Below are 18736 nucleotides of genomic sequence, written 5' to 3'. Positions count from 1 at the left end.
GCTCAGCGGAAGCCGAGCCAGTGCGGCAGGGTGAGACACAGCTCCGGCACGAATGTCAGGAGCAGGATCACCCCGATCTCAACCAGCAGAAACGGCAGCATCGCGCTGAGGACGCCGGAGATCGGTTCGCGCGATACCGCCGAGGTGACGAAGAGGACGAGGCCGAAAGGCGGCGTCACCAGCCCGACCGTCGCGTTGACGCACATGATGATGGCGAAGTGCAGCGGATCGAGACCGAGCTGGCCGACGAAGATGGGCGCCAGGACAGGTCCGAGGATGAGGAGCGCCGGCCCGGCATCCAGCACCATGCCGACCAGGAAAAGCAGCACGTTGAGGAGAATGAGCAGGACGACGCGGTTGTCGGAGAAGCCGAGTGTGATCTCGGCGAGGCGGCGGGGCAGGCCGGTGATCGTCGCCATCCAGGCGAAGGCGACCGAGGCGCCGATGACCAGCAGGATGGTGCCGGAAAGAAGCGCGGTGCGCCGCAGGATGCCGGGGATGTCGGCGAGCTTGACGGTCTTCAGGACGAAGAAGGAGATGACGAAGGTGTAGACGACGGCGACGCCCGCCGCCTCGGTCGGGGTGAAAATGCCGCTCAGGATGCCGCCGAGGAGGATCACCGGCGTCATGAGCGGAAGGATCGCCTGGCGAATGGCGAGGATCCGCTCCTGGCGCGGCAGCGGCGCCTCGTCCCGCGGAAGATTGAGCCGCTTGCCCATCAGGGCGGTCGCCGCCATCAGCGCCACGCCGATCAGCAGCCCCGGGACAACGCCTGCGGCGAACAGCGCGCCCGGCGAGATCTGCATGATGAAGGCGTAGATGATCATGATGATGGAAGGCGGGATGATCGGACCGATGACGGCCGAGGCGGCGGTGATAGCGGCCGCGAAGCGGCGGCTGTAGCCGGCCTTCTCCATCGCCGGGATCATCATGGAGCCGATCGCCGAGGCGTCGGCGACCGCCGAGCCGGAAAGGCCGGCGAAGAGGATGGAGGAGAGGATGTTCACATGGGCGAGGCTGCCGCGGATGCGCCCGATCAGGGCCTGCGAGAAGGCGACGATGCGCGCTGTGATCTGCCCGGAATTCATCAACTCGCCGGCGAGCATGAAGAGCGGGATCGCCATCAGCGGGAAGGAATAGATGCCGTTGAAAAGGCGCGAGACGATCTGGATGTAGAGGGAGAGCGAGCCGTCCATCCAGAGCGAGAGCGCCGGCGCCAGAAGGAGGACGAAGAAGATCGGCAGGCCAAGGGCGACGCCGATCAGGAAGAGCCAGAGGAAGAGCAGCGACATCAGTGCTCTTCCTTGAGCCCGGCCAGCGTCTCGCGCTCCTCGGGGCTCGCGATCGCCAGGCACGCCCGGGCCGCCAGCTCCAGCGCCACCGGGACGAGGAGGGCGAAGGAGAGCGGCATCAGCCCGTAGATGTACTGCATCTTGATGGGAACGGCGTTCGCCATCATCGAAGAGCCTGCCGTGAACTGCCACGACACCTCGGCAAGAAAGACCGAGAGACAGATGATGGTGACCGCCGACAGCGCCTCGACCAGGAAGCGTAGCGGCGCCGGAAGGAGTTCTCGCAACAGGTCGACGCCCATATGCAGCGAGTGGCGCAGCGCGTAGGGCATGATGAGGAAGGCGGAGGCCGCCAGCATCATCAGCGAGACATCCTCGACCCAGGAGAGCGAGTTGTTGAGGACGTAGCGGAAGAAGACCTGCACGGCGACGAGGATCGCCATCCCCAGAATGGCGAGGGAGGCGGCCCACAGACCCAACGCGCAGATCGCCGCGTTCAGCCGCGAAAGGCCGCCCAGGAGGCCGCGCAGCGCGCTCAATCTGCGGCTCCGGCCGCAGCGTGCCGCAAGGGCCGCACCGCGTTCTCCAGCGCCGGCGGCTCTCCGGACTGGAAGTGGAAGATGCTGGTGCAGTCCTGGCCGCCGAAACCCGCCGCCCGCGCCTTCTCGAAGATCCGGCGCGAGAGTTCGCCGAAGCAGGCCTTGCCCGCCACATCCTCGGCGAGCTCGAGGGCCATGGTGAGGTCCTTGATGCCCATCTCGATCGAGAAATCCGGCGTCACGTCGCCCGCCAGCACCTTCTTCGGGTAGTTGGTGAGGAGCTGGCCCCGACCGGCGGAGGTGGTGCTCATGACCTTGACGGCGAGAGGTAGGTCGAGCCCGGCGGCAACCGCCAGCGCCAGAACCTCGCCGGTGAGGACGTGGTTGACCATCGCCATGTAGTTGTTGGTGAGCTTCAGTCGCAGGCCGCAGCCAAGGGCCCCGGCATGGACGATCTCGTCGGCCATGGCGGAAAGCACCGGCGTTGCCTCGGCGACGTCGGCTTCGGCGCCGCCAACCATGGCGAGGAGCTTGCCGGCGACGGCCTCGCGGCGCGAACGTCCGACCGGCGCGTCGATGAGCCGGAAGCCTTTCTCGGCGAGGTCGGCGCCGAGGCGGACGATCTCGCGGGCCGAGCCCGTCGTCATGTCGATGAAGAGCGCTCCCGGCCGCGCTGTCGCGACGGCGCCCCTCTGGCCGAACACCACGTCGCGGACAATGCCGGAGGTCGGCAGGATGGTGATGACGATATCGGCGCCACGGGCCGCCGCGGCCGCCGTTTCGGCGACATCAAACCCGTCGCGCGCGAAAGCCTCGCGCACGGCGGGGTTGCCGTCGCAGACGGTGAGGGGAAAGCCCGCCGCGGCGACGTTGCGGGCCATCGGGTCGCCCATCACGCCGAGGCCGATGAAGGCAACGCACGGCTTTGAGCCCGCGGCGCTCACCGGCCGCTCCTTTTGAGGAGATCGAGGCAGGCGGTGGCGATATGCGGGGCGGAGAAGCCGTATTTGTCGAAGAGATACGGCGTGGAGCCGCCTTCGGCAAAGCGGTCGCGCACGCCGAGACGGCGGAAACGGGCGGCGATGCCCGCCTCCATCAGCGTCTCCGCCACGGCCGAGCCGAGGCCGCCCACGATCGAGTGGTTCTCGGCGGTGATAACGGTGCCGGTGCGGCGGGCGAGGTCGGAGACGAAATCCCTGTCGAAGGGCTTCAGCGTGTGCATGTTGGCGACCGCGACCTGAAGCCCGTGGGCGGCTTCCAGGCTCTCGGCGGCGGCCAGGGCCTCGTCGACGGTGTGGCCGGCGGCGAAAATCACCGCGTCCTTGCCGTCGCGCAGAAGCTGGCCCTTGCCGATTTCGAGAGGCAGGGGAGGGACGCCCGCCGGTACGGCCGCGGAAGGGCGGTGGAGCCGCAGATAGACGGGCCCGTCGAAATCGGCGGCGGCCCGCACGGCGGCGGCGATCTGGCGCCCGCCGCAAGGCTCGATCACCGTCATGTTGGGCAGGGCGCGCATCATGGCGACGTCCTCGATCGCCTGATGGGATACGCCGAGCAGCGTCGTCAGGCCCGGCAGGAAGCCTGCGAGCTTCACGTTCGTGCGGGGATAGGCGACCTGCATCGCCACCTGGTCGAAGGCGCGGCGGCTCATGAAGACGCAGAAGGTATGGACGAAGGGCATGTCGCCGGACCGCGCCATGCCGGCGGCGACGCCGATCATGTTCGCTTCCGCGATGCCGGGGGTGAAGAAGCGGTCCGGAAACGTGTCGCGGAAAAGGTCGCATTCGGTGGCCGGCGAAAGGTCGCCCGTCAGCGCCACCACTTCCGGTCGCTCATGGCCGAGGGCCACGAGCGCCTCGCCGTAATATTTCGGCACGGCGGCGCCGCTCTTGGCGCTCGAGGTGAAATCGCCAAGGTGCAGGGATTGATCGGTCATCGGGCAGCTTCCAGGACCGCCATGGCGCGGGCGGCGACATCTTCGGGAAAGACCAGGTTGTGGCTCATCTGCCCTTCCAGGAAGGGAACGCCCTTGCCGACGAGGGTGCGGGCGAGAAGCACGCTCGGGCGGTCCGTCGTGCGGCGGGCGGCGTCGAAGGCTTCCTCCAGGGCGTCGAAATCGTGGCCGTCGAGCGAATGCACGGCCCAGCCGAAGGCCGCGAATTTCTCGTCGATCGGCTCCATGCGGACGACGTTCTGCGTCGAGCCCTCGACCTGGAGGTCGTTGACGTCGACGATCAGGCAGAGATTGGAGAGGCCCTTCGCGGCGGCGAACATCGCCGCCTCCCAGGTCTGGCCTTCCTGGAGTTCGCCGTCGCCGAGAATGACATAGGAGCGGTGGGGCTTGCCGTGACGGCGCGCCGACAGCGCGACGCCGCAGGCGACCGAAAGACCCTGGCCGAGCGAGCCGCAGGTCGCTTCCACCATCGGGCCGAGCCGTTCGGAGACGTTGATCTCGAGCTCCGAGCCGTCGCGTGTGTAGCTCTCCAGCCGATCTGCCGCGATGAGGCCGCGCTCGGCGAGGGTGGCGTGGAAGACCGCCGAATTATGGGCCGTGGACAGGAAGATGCGGTCGCGCTCCGGCCAGTCGGGGAGGGCCGGATCGAGGTTGGCCTCGGCGAACCAGAGATAGGTGAAGAGGTCGGCGGCGCCGAGGCCCTGCTGGACGTAGCCCTGGCCGTTTCGCCCGACCATCTCGACCACCAGCCGGCGGATTTTCGCCGCGCGCTGGGCGAGCTCCGCCCGCGACATGCGGTTGGATCGCTGATCCAAATTCTTCCTCCCATTCGTCGGCGCCATGAAATGACACCGTTATCATTCTTGTGACACCGGTATCATTTTCGTTTTTTGTCTTCAAGTGCCGAAATGAAGGGAAAGGGCAGGGGGGTCAGGTCGTCTCGCGGACGATCAGGGAGTAACCGATATCGCAGGTTTTCTGCGGCGGTGCGCGGCCCGAAAGCATGGCGAGCAGCGCTTCTGCGACGCGCTGACCGATCTCGCGCCGCGGGAACTTGATGGTGGTCAGGGCCGGCTGGACCATCTGGGCGATGCGCGCATCGTCGAAGCCGCAGACGGCGATCTTCTCCGGCATGGCGATGCGCCGCCGGTTGAGCTCCAGGATGACGCCGAGGGCGATGATGTCGGAGGCGGCGAAGATCGCGTCGACGTCGAGCCCCTCCTCGACGAAAAAGCTCACCGCTTCCGCCCCCGTATCGAACTCGAAGCTCCCGGTGCGCAGGAGCGCCGGATCGAAATCGAGGCCGGCTTTTTCGAGCGTGTCGCGATAGCCCTGGATGCGGGCCTGGGCGCGGTCGTTGCCGCTCGGGTCGCCGCCGATATAGGCGATCCGTCGGCGTCCGCGGGAAATCAGGTGCTCCGTGGCCGTGACGGCGGCGTCGTAGTTGTTGACGCCGATGCTGACGCCGAGCGGCGCGCCGCTGAGGCTCCACATCTCCACCACCGGCACGCGCGATTGCCGGAGCATCTTTTCCGTCGCCGGCGTGTGCAGATGCCCGGTCAGGACGATCGCATCGGTCTGGCGCGACAGGAAGGTGCGCACAAGCTCCTCCTCGCGCTCCAGCGAGTAGTCGCTGCAGCCGATGAGGAGCTGATAGCCGTCCTCGCCCACCCCCTCGCCGATCTCCTGCAGCGTCGTGGCGAAGATCGAGTTGGCCATGTTCGGCACGATGACGGCGATCATGCTGCTGACCTTGGAGGTCAGCATGCCGGCGGCGAAGTTCGGGATGTAGCCGAGCTCACGCGCGATCCGCGCGATGTGCTCGCGCGTCTCGGGCCGCACGACCTCGGAGCCGCGAAGCGCCCGCGACACGGTGATGGGCGAGACATCGGCCCGCGCCGCGATGTCCCGAATGGTGACGGTCTCTGGCTTGGCGCGCCGCGACGTAGTCATCGGTCTCGCGACGGGAGCATGGGATCTCGCGATGGCAGCATGGCGTTCCTGTGGTTCGTTCGCCAGCTTCGCACAACCCGGCAAGGCGGGGTAGCACGGGCGCTCATGCGTCCTGCCCCCGGTTCACGCATCGGGCAGGCCGAAGGGGACGGGGCGGGGCCGCCTCGCCGGCCTTGCGCCCACCTCCCGCCGGGCAGGCATGAGCTTCATTTATGGGCATGCACAGTTTCTCATTTCTCACGGGCCGAGAGCTTCCCCTAGGCTTTGCCGCGACAAAAGATCCCAGAGGCTTTCTTGATGTTCGATGTTGTCGATTGGGGGCTCCCGCCCAACAAAGGCCCGGTCACCAACGCCGTGAAGGCGGCGGACAAGGTGTTCACCGTCCAGATTCCGCGCGATCCCGAGACGGGCGAGGTGCGCACCGAGGGTGGCATCGAGGCGCAGACGCGCCAGTGCCTTTCCAATCTCCAGAAGGTGATGAAGGCGGCCGGCGGCTCGATGGCCGACGTGACGCAGGTGCTGATCTATCTGATCGACAGCGCCGACGCGCCCGGCATGAACGCCGTCTATCAGGAATTCTTCGCCGCCCCCTATCCCAACCGGGCGACAGTCGTGGTCAAGGAGCTCCTGTCGCCGGGCATGCGCATCGAGATGGTCGTGCATGCCCATGTCGGACCGGCGCACTGACGCCATGGCGAGCGAGCCACGCCAGATCGCGGTTATCGGCGCCGGCATCGTCGGCGTCTCGACCGCGCTCTTCCTCCGGCGCGCGGGATGCGACGTCACGCTCTACGACGGGGGCGGGGCGGCCGCGGGCGCGTCCTTCGGCAATGCCGGCCTGATCAGCGTCGACAGCTGCGTGCCGGGCCCGATGCCCGGCATGCTGGGCAACGTGCCGCGCTGGCTGAGCGATCCGCTCGGGCCCCTCAGCATCGACCCGGCCTATCTTCCCCGGCTCCTTCCCTGGCTGATGCGCTTTCTGCGCGCCGGCACGCCGGCGAAGGCGCTGCAATCGGCCAAAGCCCTCAACGCGCTTCACCGGGATGCTTTCGAGAATTACAGGCGGCTCCTCGGCCCCGAGCGCTTCAACGACCTTTTCCGGGTGGGCGGCCAGATCCAGCTCTGGAACGAGGTCGGCGGGGAATTTGCAAGCCCCACCATCCGCAAGATCTGGGACGAGAACGACATCGAGGTCGAAGAACTCGGCGAGGGCGAACTGCACCAGCTCGTCCCGGGCCTTTCGACTTCCGTCAAGCGCGCCCTCTTCTTCCCGCGCAACGGCAACACGCTCAATCCGCGCCGGCTGGTCGAGACCCTCCTGAAGCTCTTCGAGGAGGAGGGTGGGCGCTTCCGTCAGCAGAAGGCCATGCGCATCCTTCCCGAAACGGGCGGAAGGCTGCGGCTGATCACCAACCATGACGATGCCAGCTTCTCGCACATGGTGGTCGCCGCCGGCGCCTGGTCGAAGGCCCTCTTGGAACCCCTCGGCACGAAAATCGCACTCGATACGGAGCGCGGCTATCACGTGATGATCCAGGATCCCTCGATCGAATTGCGCGTGCCGGTCCTCGACAAGCGCAACGGCTTCGGCGCGACGCCGCTCGAAAGCGGCATCCGCATCGCCGGCGGGGTCGAGTTCGCCGGGCTCGAGAAGGCGCCGAACATGAAGCGCGCCGAAGTTCTGCTGCAGCACGCCAGAGAGCTGCTTCCCGGGCTCGACGGCGAAAAGGTCTCGATGTGGATGGGCTTTCGGCCATCGACGCCCGACAGCCTGCCGTTCATCGATACCGCCCCCGGATTTTCGAACATCCACGTTGCCTGCGGGCATGGCCATTTCGGCATGACCGCGGCATCGACCACCGCCCTCATCGTCGCTCAGCGCGTCCTTGGAGAAACACCACAAACGGAGGTCCGACCCTATCGTCTGAACCGATTCTAGAAAGAAAACACCAAGAGGAGCACAAGCCATGGCCATCAATGGCAGCAAACCAAAAAACGGGCTGGCAGGCGTCAGCCGCAGGGTCTTTCTCACCGGCGCGACGGCAGCCCTTGCCACGCCGTATTTCTTCACGCGCAGGGCTGCAGCGGCCGAGCAGGTCGTGGTCCGCACGCCAGGCGGCGCCTATGACGAGATCCGGCGCGAAGTGATCTACGGTCCCTTCGAGGAGCAGACCGGCATTCGGGTCGTGCCCGTGGCGGCGACCGCGGCGAAGCTCCTGGCCATGTTCAAGTCCGGCCATGTCGAGCTCGATGTCATCGATACGGGTGACGACCCGCTCATCCAGCTCAACAACCTCGGCGCGCTCAGGGACATTCCCTACGACGAGTTCCAGTTCACGGATCCGGCCGACATCACGCCCGCGTTCAAGCGGGACTATCTGGTCGGCAACTTCATCTACGCGTCGGTCCTCGGCTACAACACCGACAAGTTCGCCTCCGGCAGCGAGCCGAAATCCTGGGGCGACTTCTGGAATATCGACAACTTCCCCGGCGCGCGGATGCTGGCGGATATGGCGACCGGTTCGCCCAATCTGGAATTCGCGCTGATCGCCGACGGCGTGCCGATGGACGAGCTCTATCCGCTCGATATCGACCGCGCCTTCAAGTCCATGTCGAAGGTCCGCCCGGGCATCAAGAAGTTCTGGGATACCGGCGCTCTCTCCGCGCAGCTGCTTTCCGACGGCGAGATCGATCTCGGCTCCATCTGGCATACGCGCATCTCCCAGGTGATCGAGGCCGGCGCGCCGCTGGCGATCCAGTGGAACCAGCACATGATGCAGGTGCAGGCCTATTCGATCTTCAAGGACGCGCAGAACCAGGAAGCCGCCGTCAAGTTCGTCGACTTCTGCGTCCAGCCCGATATCCAGGCGGAATTCTGCCGACGCTGGAATGCCGGTCCCGTCAATTCCAAGGCCTTCGACAAGATGCCTGCGGACCTCTTGAAGGGCATTCCCGGTTCGCCGGATCTGGCCGACAAGGGCTTCGTGCTCGACGCGGAATGGTGGGCGGAGAACCGTCCCCTCGTCAGCCAGAAATGGTCGACCTGGATCCTCGGAGGTTGAGTATGCGCGGCGGCTCGATCCGGCTTGAGGGAATCCGCAAGGACTACGGTAACACCACCGCAGTCTCCGACGTGACGCTGGATATCCCATCCGGTCAGTTCGTGTCGCTGCTCGGCCCGAGCGGTTCGGGCAAGACCACGACGCTGATGATGATCGCTGGCTTCGTCCCCGTGACGAAGGGGGCGATCCTCATCGACGAGGCGAATGTCAGTGGCTTGCCCCCGCAACGGCGTAACCTGGGCGTCGTTTTTCAGAACTACGCCCTCTTCCCGCACCTCTCCGTGGCGGAAAACATCGCTTTTCCGCTGCGGGTGAGGAAGCATTCCGCCGCCGAGATCGACGAACGGGTCAAATGGGCGCTCGACATGGTGCGCCTGTCGGGCCTGGAAAAGCGCCTGCCCGGCGCTCTTTCCGGCGGGCAGCAGCAGCGCGTCGCTCTGGCGCGCGCCATCGTCTATCACCCGCCCGTGGTGCTGATGGACGAGCCGCTGGGCGCGCTCGACAAGAACCTGCGCTACCAGATGCAGGTGGAGATCAAGGAAATCCAGCAGCGCCTCGGCATGACGGTGGTCTACGTCACGCATGACCAGGAAGAGGCGATGAACATGTCCGACGTCATCGTCATCATGAATCACGGCCGCATCGAGCAGCTCGGCGAGCCGCGCAGGGTCTACGAGGAGCCGAGTTCCATCTTCACCGGCAACTTCCTGGGCGAAGCCAACCTCATCCGGGGCAAGCCCGTGGAGGGCGAAGGCGTGATGAGCACGGCCGACGGCCGGCGCCTTTCGGCCGCCCGCACCTTCAGCGACGCGACCCTCAGCGAGGCTGCCGGGCATTTCGTGCGGCCGGAGAAGATCTCCCTGTCGCGCCAGGGGGCCGGCGGCGAGGAGAGCGGCACCAACGCGCTTCACGGCAGCGTCTCGCGCGTTTCCTTCCTCGGCAACGTCATCCGCTACGGCATCGACATCGGCGAGGACACCTTGCTGACGGCCGACTGCCACAACGGCACGCAGGAGGATGTCTTCTCCGAGGGCGATGCGGTCGTCGCCACGTGGAGAAGCGCCGACAGCCTGATGTTCCGGCATGTCTGACGCGACCGTTTCGCCGCAGGGCGGCGCGGCGCGGCGGATCCGGCTGATAAGCCTCGATCCCGGCTTCCTGCTGCTGCCGCTCCTGCTTCTCCTGGTCTGCGTCTTCGTCCTGCCGACCTTCTGGTTCTTCGTGAACTCGCTGCGGGAGACGGGCGACAGCTTCTCGCAGGTCGTGAAGACCATCTTCACGGTGCTTACCTCGGCGACGATCCGCGAGGTGATCATCAACACGAACTGGATCGCTTTCGTGGTGACGCTGGTTTCGCTGCTGGTCGCCTATCCGCTCGCCTATGTGATGTCGCGTGCGCGCGGTCTCGTGCTTTCCCTGATGGTCGCCTGCGTGGTGCTGCCGTATTTCACTTCGGTGATCGTGCGAACCTATTCCTGGATGGTGATTCTGGGGCGCAACGGCATCGTCAACGACGCGCTGCTCGGGCTCGGGATCATCTCCTCGCCGCTGCAGCTCATGTACAACACCACCAGCGTCGTCATCGGCATGAGCTACGTGCTCCTGCCCTATCTCGTCCTGACGCTCTATTCCTCGATGAAGGCCATCGACCCGCGGCTGTTGCAGGCCGCCCGCAGCATGGGCGCTTCCGGCTTCTATACGTTCCGCCGGATCTATCTGCCGCTGACGCTCAACGGCATCTTTTCCGGCTGCCTGATCGTCTTCATCCTGGCCGTCGGCTTCTTCATCACGCCGGCGCTGATGGGCGGGCCGCGGGACGTGATGATCGCGATGCTGATCGAAAGGGAGGTCGAGCTGACGCTGAACTGGCCGCTCGCTTCGATCATGTCGCTTTTCCTGCTTTTGATCACCCTGGTGCTCTACGCGATCTACTACCGGTTCGCGAACCTCCAGAAGATGATGGGATAAGGCTCTTGCGCACCGACCACATCATCAAGCTGATCGCCGGTATCCTCTGCCTGATCCTGCTCGCGCCCATCGTCGTGGTGATCATCCTGTCCTTCTCGGGCGATCGCTTCCTCTCCTTCCCGCCGAGCGCCTTTTCCCTGCAGTGGTACGCCAAGTTCCTCGGCAACGACGCCTGGCGCTCGGCGCTGGTCACGAGCTTCACCGTTGCCGGCGCGACGTGCCTGTTTTCGACGTTCCTCGGCTTTCTCGGAGCCTACGCCTTCGTCAGGGGCTATGTGCCGGCCAAGCAGCTCGTGCTTTCCTTCGTGCTCCTGCCGATGATCGTGCCGCACATCATCACCGCGGTGTCGCTCTACTTCGCCTCCGTGCCCCTCGGGCTCGTCGGCAACCGGCTGTGGATCGCCGTGGCGCATTCGACGCTGGCCGTGCCGATCGTGGTGCTGATCCTCATGTCGGCGCTGCAGGATGTGGACATCAACCTGGAGCGGGCCGCGATGAGCCTCGGCGCCGACCGGTGGACCGTCTTTCGCCGCGTGGTGCTGCCGCTGACGCTTCCGGCCCTGTTGTCGGCGGCCTTGTTCAGCTTCCTCATCTCATTCGACGAGCTGATCATTTCCCTCTTCCTGTCGGGCGTGGCTTCCGAAACGCTGCCGGTGCGCATCTGGAACAGCCTTCGCATGGCGGTCGAACCGACGATCGCGGCCGTCAGCGCCTTCCTGATCGGCGTCACGACACTGGTTCTGATTGCCGACGTCGTTCTGCGGCAGATGATGAAGCGGCGGTCCGCGGCACGAATCTAGAGCGGGCCCGCCCTTCTTCGGCCGCCTCAGGCGATTCCCGCCCTGGCGAGCACCGCGTTCACTTTCTCCGTCGCGATCCCGCGCGCCAGCGCGATCACGCGGTCGAGGTCGAATTGCGGCTCCATGGAGGACGACCAGTAGATCCGGTGCTCGAACGGGATCGGTTCCGAAAGCGGGCGCAGCACGAGCTTGCTCGCCGGGAAGAGCGAGGCGGTGATGGGGTCGAGCAGCGTGTAGCCGATGCCCGCCTCGACCAGCGAAAACACCGTGATGGCGGCCGGGCATTCGACGACCGGGTGGCCGCGCTTCGGCAGCTTTGCGGCGATCGCCTGGTCGATGCCCTCCATCCGCGACATGCCGATCATCGGCAGCTGCTCGAGGTCTTCCGGCGCGATCACCTCCTTTGCCGCAAGCGCATGATCCGGCGGCAGATAACAGAGCGCCTGTGAGCGGTGCATGGTCGCGTATTCGACGCCCGGGACGGGATCGAGGTTCAGGCCGAAGCACAGATCGGATGAATTGAAGCGCACCGAAGCGATGCCCATTTCGGTGTTCGCCGGCTTGATCTGAAAGAAATCCGAGCTCACTTCATCGCGGTAGCTCTTGATGACGCCCGGCAGCACGGCCGCCGATATGCTCGGTATCGAGGAGACGACGATCTGCCGCTCTTCCGATTGCTGCAGACGCAGGCAGAAATCGTTGATCGCGTCGATGCCGGCGAGCGAGCGCTCGAACATTTCCAGGATCAGCGTGGCCCGATTGGTAGGCGAGAGCCGGCCAAGGTCCCTGGTAAAAAGCGGATATCCGAGCCGCGCCTCTGCATCGCGGATCAGGTGACTGACGGCCGGCTGGGTGACGTTCAGCCTTTTGGCCGCTCCGGTGACGGAGCCGGAAAGCACGACCGCCCTGATGGCCTCCAGATGTCGGAAATTGATGAGAAACGCCAAGCCGGTCTTGCACCACTGAATTTGCCCGGGGCGCATATGGCACGTTTCGCGCCGTCTCGGTCAATCGCCCCGGGCCGGACGGGCGCCGTCGCTCCACCCGGTGCGGAGCGCGAAGCCGCCGGAGCTGAAGCCCTCAGCTCACCTTGACGATGAGCTTGCCGAAATTCTTGCCTTCCAGGAGGCCGATGAAGGCCTCCGGCGCCCTTTCCAGACCTTCGACGATGTCCTCGCGGTAGCGGACGCGGCCCTCGGCGATCCAGGGGCCCATCTCCTTGAGAAACTCCGGCATCTTTTCGGCGAACTCGGTCTGGATGAAGCCGCGGATCGTCAGGCTCTTGGTCAGCACGGCCCGCATCAGGCCCGGCAGGCGGTCCGGTCCTTCGGAGGGGCCGGTGGCGTTGTACTGCGCCACGAGCCCGCAGACGGGGATGCGGGCGAAGCTGTTGAGGAGCGGCAGGACCGCCTCGAAGACGGCGCCGCCGACATTTTCGAAATAGACGTCTATGCCGTCCGGGCAGGCGGCGGCGAGTTCTTCCGCGAAGTTATCGGAACGGTGGTCGATGGCGGCGTCGAAGCCGAATTCCTCCGTCAGCGCCCGGCACTTCTTCTCGCCGCCGGCGATGCCGACGGCCCGCGCGCCCTTGATCCTGGCGATCTGGCCGACGGCGGAGCCGACAGGTCCGGTCGCGGCGGCGACGACGACCGTCTCGCCTTGCTTGGGCTTGCCGAGCGTCAGGAGCCCGGCCCAGGCGGTGAAGCCGGGCATGCCGAGGACCCCGAGCGCCGTCGTCACGGGCGCCCTTTCGAGATTGAGCTTCCGGACGTGCTTTGCCTCGGCAATGGCATGGCTCTGCCAGCCGGAATAGGAGAGCACCATGTCGCCCGGCTTCAGGGACGGGTCGCGGCTTTCCACGACCTCCGCCACGGTGCCGCCCTCCATCACCGCGCCGACCTCCACCGGTGCGGCGTAGGATTTCGCCGCGCTCATGCGCCCGCGCATATAGGGGTCGAGCGAGAGATACCGGATCTTCAGAAGCGCCTCGCCTTCGCCCGGTTCGGGGAGCGCGGCCGTCTCGGTGCGGAAATTGTTCGGCGCCGGGCGGCCTTCGGGGCGCGAGGCGAGGAGAATGCGGGTGGTCTCGGGCATCTTTGGCGTGATCCTGGTCGGGGTTCGTGTCTCGTGACGTCCCAACTAGGCTTGATGCGCCCGGCGGCGAGGGCCGGCGGGGGAACCGCCGGCCCCGGATCATCGCGCTGAATTATCGGCGAGGTGGCGTTCCGCCTCGCCAATGAGGTTCCGCTTCTTCTCAGAAGAAGGCCTGGATGCCCGTCTGGGCGCGGCCGAGGATCAGCGCATGGATGTCGTGCGTGCCCTCATAGGTGTTCACCGTCTCCAGGTTCTGGGCATGGCGCATGACGTGGTATTCGATCTGGATGCCGTTGCCGCCGTGCATGTCGCGGGCGGCGCGGGCAATGTCGAGCGCCTTGCCGCAATTGTTGCGCTTGACGAGCGAGATCATTTCCGGGGCCATGCGGCCCTCGTCCATCAGCCGGCCGACGCGCAGGCTCGCCTGCAGGCCGAGGGCGATCTCGCTCTGCATGTCGGCGAGCTTCTTCTGGAACAGCTGCGTGGCAGCTAGAGGCTTTCCAAACTGCTTTCGGTCAAGGCCGTAACTCCTTGCACGCAACCAGCAATCCTCCGCCGCGCCCATGGCGCCCCAGGAGATGCCGTAGCGGGCGCGATTGAGGCAGCCGAACGGGCCCTTGAGGCCCGAAACGTTCGGCAGCAGCGCCTCCTCGGGCACCTCCACGCCGTCCATCACCACCTCGCCGGTGATGGAAGCGCGCAGCGAAAGCTTGCCGCCGATCTTCGGCGCCGAAAGGCCCTTCATGCCCTTTTCCAGGATGAAGCCGCGGATCTTGCCCTCATGCGCCTCCGACTTCGCCCAGACGACGAAGACGTCGGCGATCGGGGAATTGGAGATCCACATCTTGGAACCGGTGAGCCGGTAGCCGCCGTCGATCTTCGCTGCGCGCGTCTTCATGCCGCCGGGATCGGAGCCGGCATCGGGCTCCGTCAGGCCGAAGCAGCCGATGAACTCGCCGCTCGCCAGTTTCGGCAGGTACTTCTTGCGCTGCGCCTCGTCGCCGTAGGCGTAGATCGGATACATCACCAGCGAGGACTGCACGCTCATCATGGAGCGGTAGCCGGAATCGATGCGCTCCACCTCGCGCGCGACGAGCCCGTAGCTGACATAGGACGCGCCGATGCCGCCGTATTCTTCCGGAACGTTGACGCCGAGGAGGCCCGCCTCGCCCATCTCGCGGAAGATCGAGGGATCGCTCTCCTCCTCCAGATAGGCCTTCTCGATCCGCGGCATCAGCTTGTCGGCGGCAAAGGCGGCGGCGCTCTCGCGGATCAGCCGCTCCTCCTCGGTCAGCTGGTCGGAGAGGAGGAACGGGTCCTCCCAGTTGAAGCCGGCGGTGGCCGTGGCCGGGGCAGGGTTGGTGGCTGTCTCGCTCATCGGTGTCTCTTTCTTCTCTCGCCTTCTTCGGGCCGGGGCTTTCTCGGGAAATGGCTCAGGCGGCGGCCTTGCCTGCGGAAAGGCCCGCAAGCCTGCCAAGGGTGACGGCGGTCACAAGGCCGTTTCCGGAAAGATAGCCGGAAGCCTCCGCGCCGGAAATCCCGCAGGCCGCGCCGCCCGCCGCATAAAGGTTCGCAAACGGCCTGCCGTTTTTTGCCAGAACGCGCGCCTTTGCGTCGACGACAAGGCCGCCCTGCGTATGGAAGAGCGCGCCCGTCACCTTCACCGCATGATAGGGCGGCTTGAGGGCGGGAACGCCGGCGAAGCTGCGGCCGAAGGCGTCGGTGCCGCCCGATGCCTTGGCGGCCTCGGCCTTTTCCATGCTCGCCGCGAAGGTCTCGGCCGGAACGCCCATCTTCTCTGCCAGGCCCGCCCAGTCGTCCGCCGTCAGAATGGCGCCGATCTCCTCGGCGCGCTTGAAATCCTCGAACTGGCGGGCAATGCCGGCGATGCGCGCATCGAAGACCGTGAAGGCGATGCCCTGCGGCTGCGCCAGCACCTCGGCGGCCTCTTCCGAATAGCCGCGCGATTCATCGCAGAAGCGCTCGCCATCGAGGTTCACCTGCACGCCGCCCCCGGTGATCGTCGCCCAGGTGATGAGGATGCCGGCCGGGTGGGCGACCGAGCCGTGGCCCTGATGGCCGGAAAGATGGCGGGTGGCGGCGCCGATCTCCTCGCCCCAGAGGAGGGCCTCGCCGTGATTGCCCTCATGGCCGAAATAAAGCGCGCCGGAAAGGCTCGGAATGTGCTCGGCGACGAGCGCCTTGTTGCCGCCGTAGCCGTTGCAGGCCAGGACGAGCTCGGTGCAGCCGATCTCCTCGCGCGCGCCGTCCGGCCGCGCAAAGGCAAGGCCGGTGACGCGGTTCTCACGGTCGCAATAGAGTGTCGTCGCCTGCGCCTCGCAGATGATGTCGATGCCGGCCTTCTCGGCCGCCTCGCGCAGCGCGTCGATCAGCTCTTCGCCGGAGCGCGTCGGCAGGCCGTGCATGCGCCTTGCCGAATGGCCCGGATAATCGAAATCGTCGACGAGCGAGAAGGGGAGGCCATAGGTCTCGCCGAGCCATTCCAACACCGGTCCGGCCTCGCGCGTCACCGCCTCCACGATCGCCGGATCGGGCTCGCCGTGCGCCTTCTTCGTGACGTCGGCGGCGAAGGCTTCCGGAGTGTCGGAAATGCCCGCCTCTTTCTGCCAGCGCGTGCCGGCGGCCGGGATCAGCCCGGCGGAAAGCGCGGTGGAGCCGCGGGGCAGGGGATCGCGCTCCAGCACCACCACGTCGGCCCCGGCTTCCTTGGCCGAAAGGGCCGCGACGAGGCCGGCGGCTCCAGCGCCGATGACGACGACGGGCGCGATGAAATCGAAAGTCCTGCCGTCCTCGCGGATTACGTCGGTCACGTCCTCGTCTCCCTCTTTCCATCGAACCGGGTGGACAGAAGCTGTCACATGGATGGCTATAAATCTGTATTAGATTTAGGACAACTCTTGCATCGAAGGCGCGCTTGCCCTTAGCTTTGGAGAAGCTCGCAAGAGGGACGCCCATGCGTGAAGCCGCCGGCCCGAGGACATTGTTCGACAAGGTGTGGGACGCCCATGTCGTCACCCGCCGCGAGGACGGCCAGAGCCTTCTGTGGATCGACCGGCACTTCCTGCATGAAGGCTCCTTCCACGCCTTCAACAATCTGAAGGGCCGCAATGCCGAGGTGGCGCGTCCCGACCTCACTTTCGGCTTCGAGGACCATTACGTGCCGACGCGCGTGCGCGACCTCGCCAAGGCCGATCCGGCCATCCGCGGCATGGTCGAGCAGCTTCGCGACAATGCCGGCCGGCATCATCTCAGGCTCTTCGGGCTTTCCGATCCCGGCCAGGGGATCGTGCATGTGGTCGGTCCCGAGCAGGGACTGACGCTTCCCGGTCTCACCATGGTCTGCGGCGACAGCCACACCGCCACGCATGGCGCCTTCGGCGCGCTCGCCTTCGGCATCGGCGCCTCGGAAGTGGCACATGTGCTGATGACGCAGACGATCTGGCAGAAGCGGCCGAAGCGGCTCAGGATCACCGTCGAGGGCCAGCTCGCGCCGGGCGTCGCCGCCAAGGACATCGCCCTTTCCATCATCGCCGCGATCGGCGCCGACGGCGCGGCCGGTCATGCGATCGAATATGCCGGTCCGGCGATCCGCGCCCTTTCCATGGAAGGCCGGCTGACGCTCTGCAACCTTTCCATCGAGGCCGGCGGGCGCTCCGGCATGATCGCCCCGGACGAGACGACCTTCGCCTATATTCGCGGGCGGCCTTTCGCGCCCGAGGGAGAGGCTTTCGAGCGCGCCGTGGAGGATTGGCGGGCGCTGGCGAGCGATCCGGATGCCGTCTTCGACAAGGAAGTGACGCTCGACGGCGCCGCCATCGCGCCCGTCGTCACCTGGGGTACGAGCCCGGAAGACACGCTGGCGATCACCCAGACGGTGCCCGACCCGGAAAAAGCGGCCGATCCCGCCCGCGCCGCGCATATCCGCGAGGCCCTCGAATATATGGGCCTCAGGGCCGGCCAGAAGCTGACGGATATCGCCGTCGACCGGATCTTCATCGGCTCATGCACCAACAGCCGTATCGAGGATATCCGGGCCGCGGCCGCCGTGCTTGCCGGCCGCAAGGCGCGCGTGCCGGGCCTCGTTTCGCCCGGCTCGGCGAAGGTGAAGGCGCAGGCGATCGAGGAGGGGCTCGACAGGATCTTCATGGAGGCGGGGCTCGAATGGGTCGATGCCGGCTGCTCCATGTGCGTCGGCATGAACGGTGACCTCGTGCCGCCGGGCGAGCGCTGCGCCTCCACCACCAACCGCAATTTCCGCGGCCGGCAGGGGCCGGGATCGCGCACCCATCTGATGTCGCCGGCGATGGCCGCTGCCGCCGCCGTCACCGGCCATCTCGCCGATGTGCGCCCGCTCCTTGAGGGCCGCATGCCGGCCGGGGAGAGTGGCTGATGGAAGCCTTCACGCGCCTTGACGGCCTTGCCTGCCCGCTGCCGTTTTCCGGGGTCGATACCGACCAGCTCATTCCCGCCCGTTTCATGAAGCGCTCGCGCGCCGAGGGCTATGGCGGCTATCTCCTGCACGATCTTCGCTTCGACGGGGAGGGGAGGCCCCGCCCCGACTTCCCGCTCAACGCGCCCGACAGGCAGGGCGCGCGGGTGATCGTGGCGCGGCGCAATTTCGGCTCGGGCTCCTCGCGCGAGGCGGCGGTCTACGCGCTCGTCGATTACGGCATACGCTGCGTCGTCGCGCCGAGCTTCGGCGACATCTTCGCTTCCAACGCCGTCAACAACGGCCTCCTGCCGGCGCGTGTCGCCGAGGCCGATTGCGAGGCGATGCTTGCGGCGCTTCAGGCCGGGGCGGGCGACATCACCGTCGATCTCGAGGCCTGCCGTATCGAGCTTGCCGGACATGCCTACGGTTTCGAGGTGGAGCCTGTGTGGCGCACCAAGCTCCTCAACGGCTGGGACGATCTCGACCTCACCATGAGCCATATGGATGCGGTGAAGGCCTTCGTGGCGGCCGATGCCGAGCTTCGCCCCTGGGCGGCGCCGAGGCAGGCCGGGTGAGACGCCGGGCACGGCATGGGCGCCGAAAGCGCCTTGCCGAGGCCGATAG

18 protein-coding genes are annotated in these 18736 nt (G+C 66.4%); 8 read left to right on the top strand and 10 right to left on the bottom strand.

What is annotated here, in order from left to right:
* Positions 1–2 precede the first annotated feature (2 nt).
* From CLD20_RS01070 to CLD20_RS01045, 6 genes are all read right to left on the bottom strand, one after another.
* Positions 3–1292 (bottom strand): TRAP transporter large permease, encoded by a 1290-nt coding sequence (locus tag CLD20_RS01070; protein WP_224404742.1) that lies wholly within the window; start codon positions 1290–1292, stop codon positions 3–5.
* Positions 1292–1831 carry a TRAP transporter small permease gene (locus CLD20_RS01065; RefSeq protein WP_224404741.1) on the bottom strand — a complete coding sequence of 180 codons (540 nt, stop codon included), beginning with the start codon at positions 1829–1831 and terminating at the stop codon, positions 1292–1294. Before CLD20_RS01065 ends, CLD20_RS01070 begins: the two co-directional genes overlap by 1 nt.
* Complete coding sequence (locus CLD20_RS01060) at positions 1828–2775, bottom strand: NAD(P)-binding domain-containing protein (RefSeq protein WP_224404740.1); 948 nt, start codon at positions 2773–2775, stop codon at positions 1828–1830. Before CLD20_RS01060 ends, CLD20_RS01065 begins: the two co-directional genes overlap by 4 nt.
* Positions 2772–3764, bottom strand: a complete 993-nt coding sequence (locus tag CLD20_RS01055; RefSeq protein WP_224404739.1) for a transketolase family protein — start codon at positions 3762–3764, stop codon at positions 2772–2774. The genes CLD20_RS01060 and CLD20_RS01055 overlap by 4 nt, the downstream gene beginning before the upstream one ends.
* Entirely contained in the window at positions 3761–4597 is an 837-nt protein-coding gene (locus CLD20_RS01050; RefSeq protein WP_224404738.1) for a transketolase, read from the bottom strand. Before CLD20_RS01050 ends, CLD20_RS01055 begins: the two co-directional genes overlap by 4 nt.
* Before the next feature lie 115 nt (positions 4598–4712).
* Complete coding sequence (locus CLD20_RS01045; RefSeq protein ID WP_224404737.1) at positions 4713–5735, bottom strand: LacI family DNA-binding transcriptional regulator; 1023 nt, start codon at positions 5733–5735, stop codon at positions 4713–4715.
* A 297-nt stretch (positions 5736–6032) separates the two neighbouring features.
* On the opposite strand from CLD20_RS01045, the gene CLD20_RS01040 reads away from it, so the two are divergent.
* Genes CLD20_RS01040 through CLD20_RS01015 form a run of 6 tightly spaced genes read left to right on the top strand, consistent with a single transcriptional unit; the run spans position 6033 to position 11565 of the window.
* Positions 6033–6422: a RidA family protein gene (locus tag CLD20_RS01040; RefSeq protein ID WP_224404736.1), complete on the top strand. Its 390-nt coding sequence runs from the start codon at positions 6033–6035 to the stop codon at positions 6420–6422.
* A complete protein-coding gene (locus CLD20_RS01035) occupies positions 6397–7674 on the top strand; it encodes an FAD-binding oxidoreductase (protein ID WP_224404735.1) in 1278 nt (425 codons plus the stop codon). The genes CLD20_RS01040 and CLD20_RS01035 overlap by 26 nt, the downstream gene beginning before the upstream one ends.
* 28 nt (positions 7675–7702) lie before the next feature.
* Positions 7703–8797 carry an ABC transporter substrate-binding protein gene (locus CLD20_RS01030; RefSeq protein WP_224404734.1) on the top strand — a complete coding sequence of 365 codons (1095 nt, stop codon included), beginning with the start codon at positions 7703–7705 and terminating at the stop codon, positions 8795–8797.
* A 2-nt stretch (positions 8798–8799) separates the two neighbouring features.
* Positions 8800–9888: an ABC transporter ATP-binding protein gene (locus CLD20_RS01025; RefSeq protein ID WP_224404733.1), complete on the top strand. Its 1089-nt coding sequence runs from the start codon at positions 8800–8802 to the stop codon at positions 9886–9888.
* Positions 9881–10765, top strand: a complete 885-nt coding sequence (locus CLD20_RS01020; protein WP_224404732.1) for an ABC transporter permease — start codon at positions 9881–9883, stop codon at positions 10763–10765. The genes CLD20_RS01025 and CLD20_RS01020 overlap by 8 nt, the downstream gene beginning before the upstream one ends.
* Before the next feature lie 5 nt (positions 10766–10770).
* Positions 10771–11565, top strand: a complete 795-nt coding sequence (locus CLD20_RS01015; RefSeq protein ID WP_224404731.1) for an ABC transporter permease — start codon at positions 10771–10773, stop codon at positions 11563–11565.
* Between the two features lie 26 nt (positions 11566–11591).
* Here the strand turns inward: CLD20_RS01015 and CLD20_RS01010 are convergent, their stop codons facing one another.
* From CLD20_RS01010 to CLD20_RS00995, 4 genes are all read right to left on the bottom strand, one after another.
* Positions 11592–12512 (bottom strand): LysR substrate-binding domain-containing protein, encoded by a 921-nt coding sequence (locus tag CLD20_RS01010; protein WP_224404730.1) that lies wholly within the window; start codon positions 12510–12512, stop codon positions 11592–11594.
* 133 nt (positions 12513–12645) lie between these two features.
* Positions 12646–13659 (bottom strand): NADP-dependent oxidoreductase, encoded by a 1014-nt coding sequence (locus CLD20_RS01005; protein ID WP_224404729.1) that lies wholly within the window; start codon positions 13657–13659, stop codon positions 12646–12648.
* Between the two features lie 160 nt (positions 13660–13819).
* Positions 13820–15037, bottom strand: a complete 1218-nt coding sequence (locus CLD20_RS01000) for an acyl-CoA dehydrogenase (RefSeq protein ID WP_224404728.1) — start codon at positions 15035–15037, stop codon at positions 13820–13822.
* Between the two features lie 55 nt (positions 15038–15092).
* Complete coding sequence (locus tag CLD20_RS00995) at positions 15093–16490, bottom strand: FAD-dependent oxidoreductase (protein ID WP_224404727.1); 1398 nt, start codon at positions 16488–16490, stop codon at positions 15093–15095.
* Between the two features lie 143 nt (positions 16491–16633).
* On the opposite strand from CLD20_RS00995, the gene leuC reads away from it, so the two are divergent.
* On the top strand, positions 16634–18070 hold the full coding sequence (gene leuC / locus CLD20_RS00990) for a 3-isopropylmalate dehydratase large subunit (RefSeq protein WP_224404726.1): 1437 nt from the start codon (positions 16634–16636) through the stop codon (positions 18068–18070).
* A complete protein-coding gene (gene leuD / locus CLD20_RS00985; protein WP_224404725.1) occupies positions 18070–18687 on the top strand; it encodes a 3-isopropylmalate dehydratase small subunit in 618 nt (205 codons plus the stop codon). Before leuC ends, leuD begins: the two co-directional genes overlap by 1 nt.
* The last annotated feature ends 49 nt before the right edge of the window (positions 18688–18736 follow it).

It is taken from the genome of Afifella sp. IM 167 (assembly GCF_020144925.1).
GTDB lineage: Bacteria > Pseudomonadota > Alphaproteobacteria > Rhizobiales > Afifellaceae > Afifella.
Note: the sequence above shows the minus strand (reverse complement) of the source record. Positions and strands in the feature narration are given on the sequence as shown.

Bases quoted from the DNA above. Each gene is read 5' to 3' on its own strand.
- CLD20_RS01020 (WP_224404732.1), top strand. From the start codon at position 9,881: ATGTCTGACGCGACCGTTTCGCCGCAGGGCGGCGCGGCGCGGCGGATC.
- CLD20_RS01025 (WP_224404733.1), top strand. From the start codon at position 8,800: ATGCGCGGCGGCTCGATCCGGCTTGAGGGAATCCGCAAGGACTACGGT.
- CLD20_RS01040 (WP_224404736.1), top strand. From the start codon at position 6,033: ATGTTCGATGTTGTCGATTGGGGGCTCCCGCCCAACAAAGGCCCGGTC.
- CLD20_RS01000 (WP_224404728.1), bottom strand. From the start codon at position 15,037: ATGAGCGAGACAGCCACCAACCCTGCCCCGGCCACGGCCACCGCCGGC.
- leuD (WP_224404725.1), top strand. From the start codon at position 18,070: ATGGAAGCCTTCACGCGCCTTGACGGCCTTGCCTGCCCGCTGCCGTTT.
- leuC (WP_224404726.1), top strand. From the start codon at position 16,634: ATGCGTGAAGCCGCCGGCCCGAGGACATTGTTCGACAAGGTGTGGGAC.
- CLD20_RS01070 (WP_224404742.1), bottom strand. From the start codon at position 1,292: ATGTCGCTGCTCTTCCTCTGGCTCTTCCTGATCGGCGTCGCCCTTGGC.
- CLD20_RS01055 (WP_224404739.1), bottom strand. From the start codon at position 3,764: ATGACCGATCAATCCCTGCACCTTGGCGATTTCACCTCGAGCGCCAAG.
- CLD20_RS01035 (WP_224404735.1), top strand. From the start codon at position 6,397: ATGCCCATGTCGGACCGGCGCACTGACGCCATGGCGAGCGAGCCACGC.
- CLD20_RS01005 (WP_224404729.1), bottom strand. From the start codon at position 13,659: ATGCCCGAGACCACCCGCATTCTCCTCGCCTCGCGCCCCGAAGGCCGC.
- CLD20_RS01045 (WP_224404737.1), bottom strand. From the start codon at position 5,735: ATGACTACGTCGCGGCGCGCCAAGCCAGAGACCGTCACCATTCGGGAC.
- CLD20_RS01030 (WP_224404734.1), top strand. From the start codon at position 7,703: ATGGCCATCAATGGCAGCAAACCAAAAAACGGGCTGGCAGGCGTCAGC.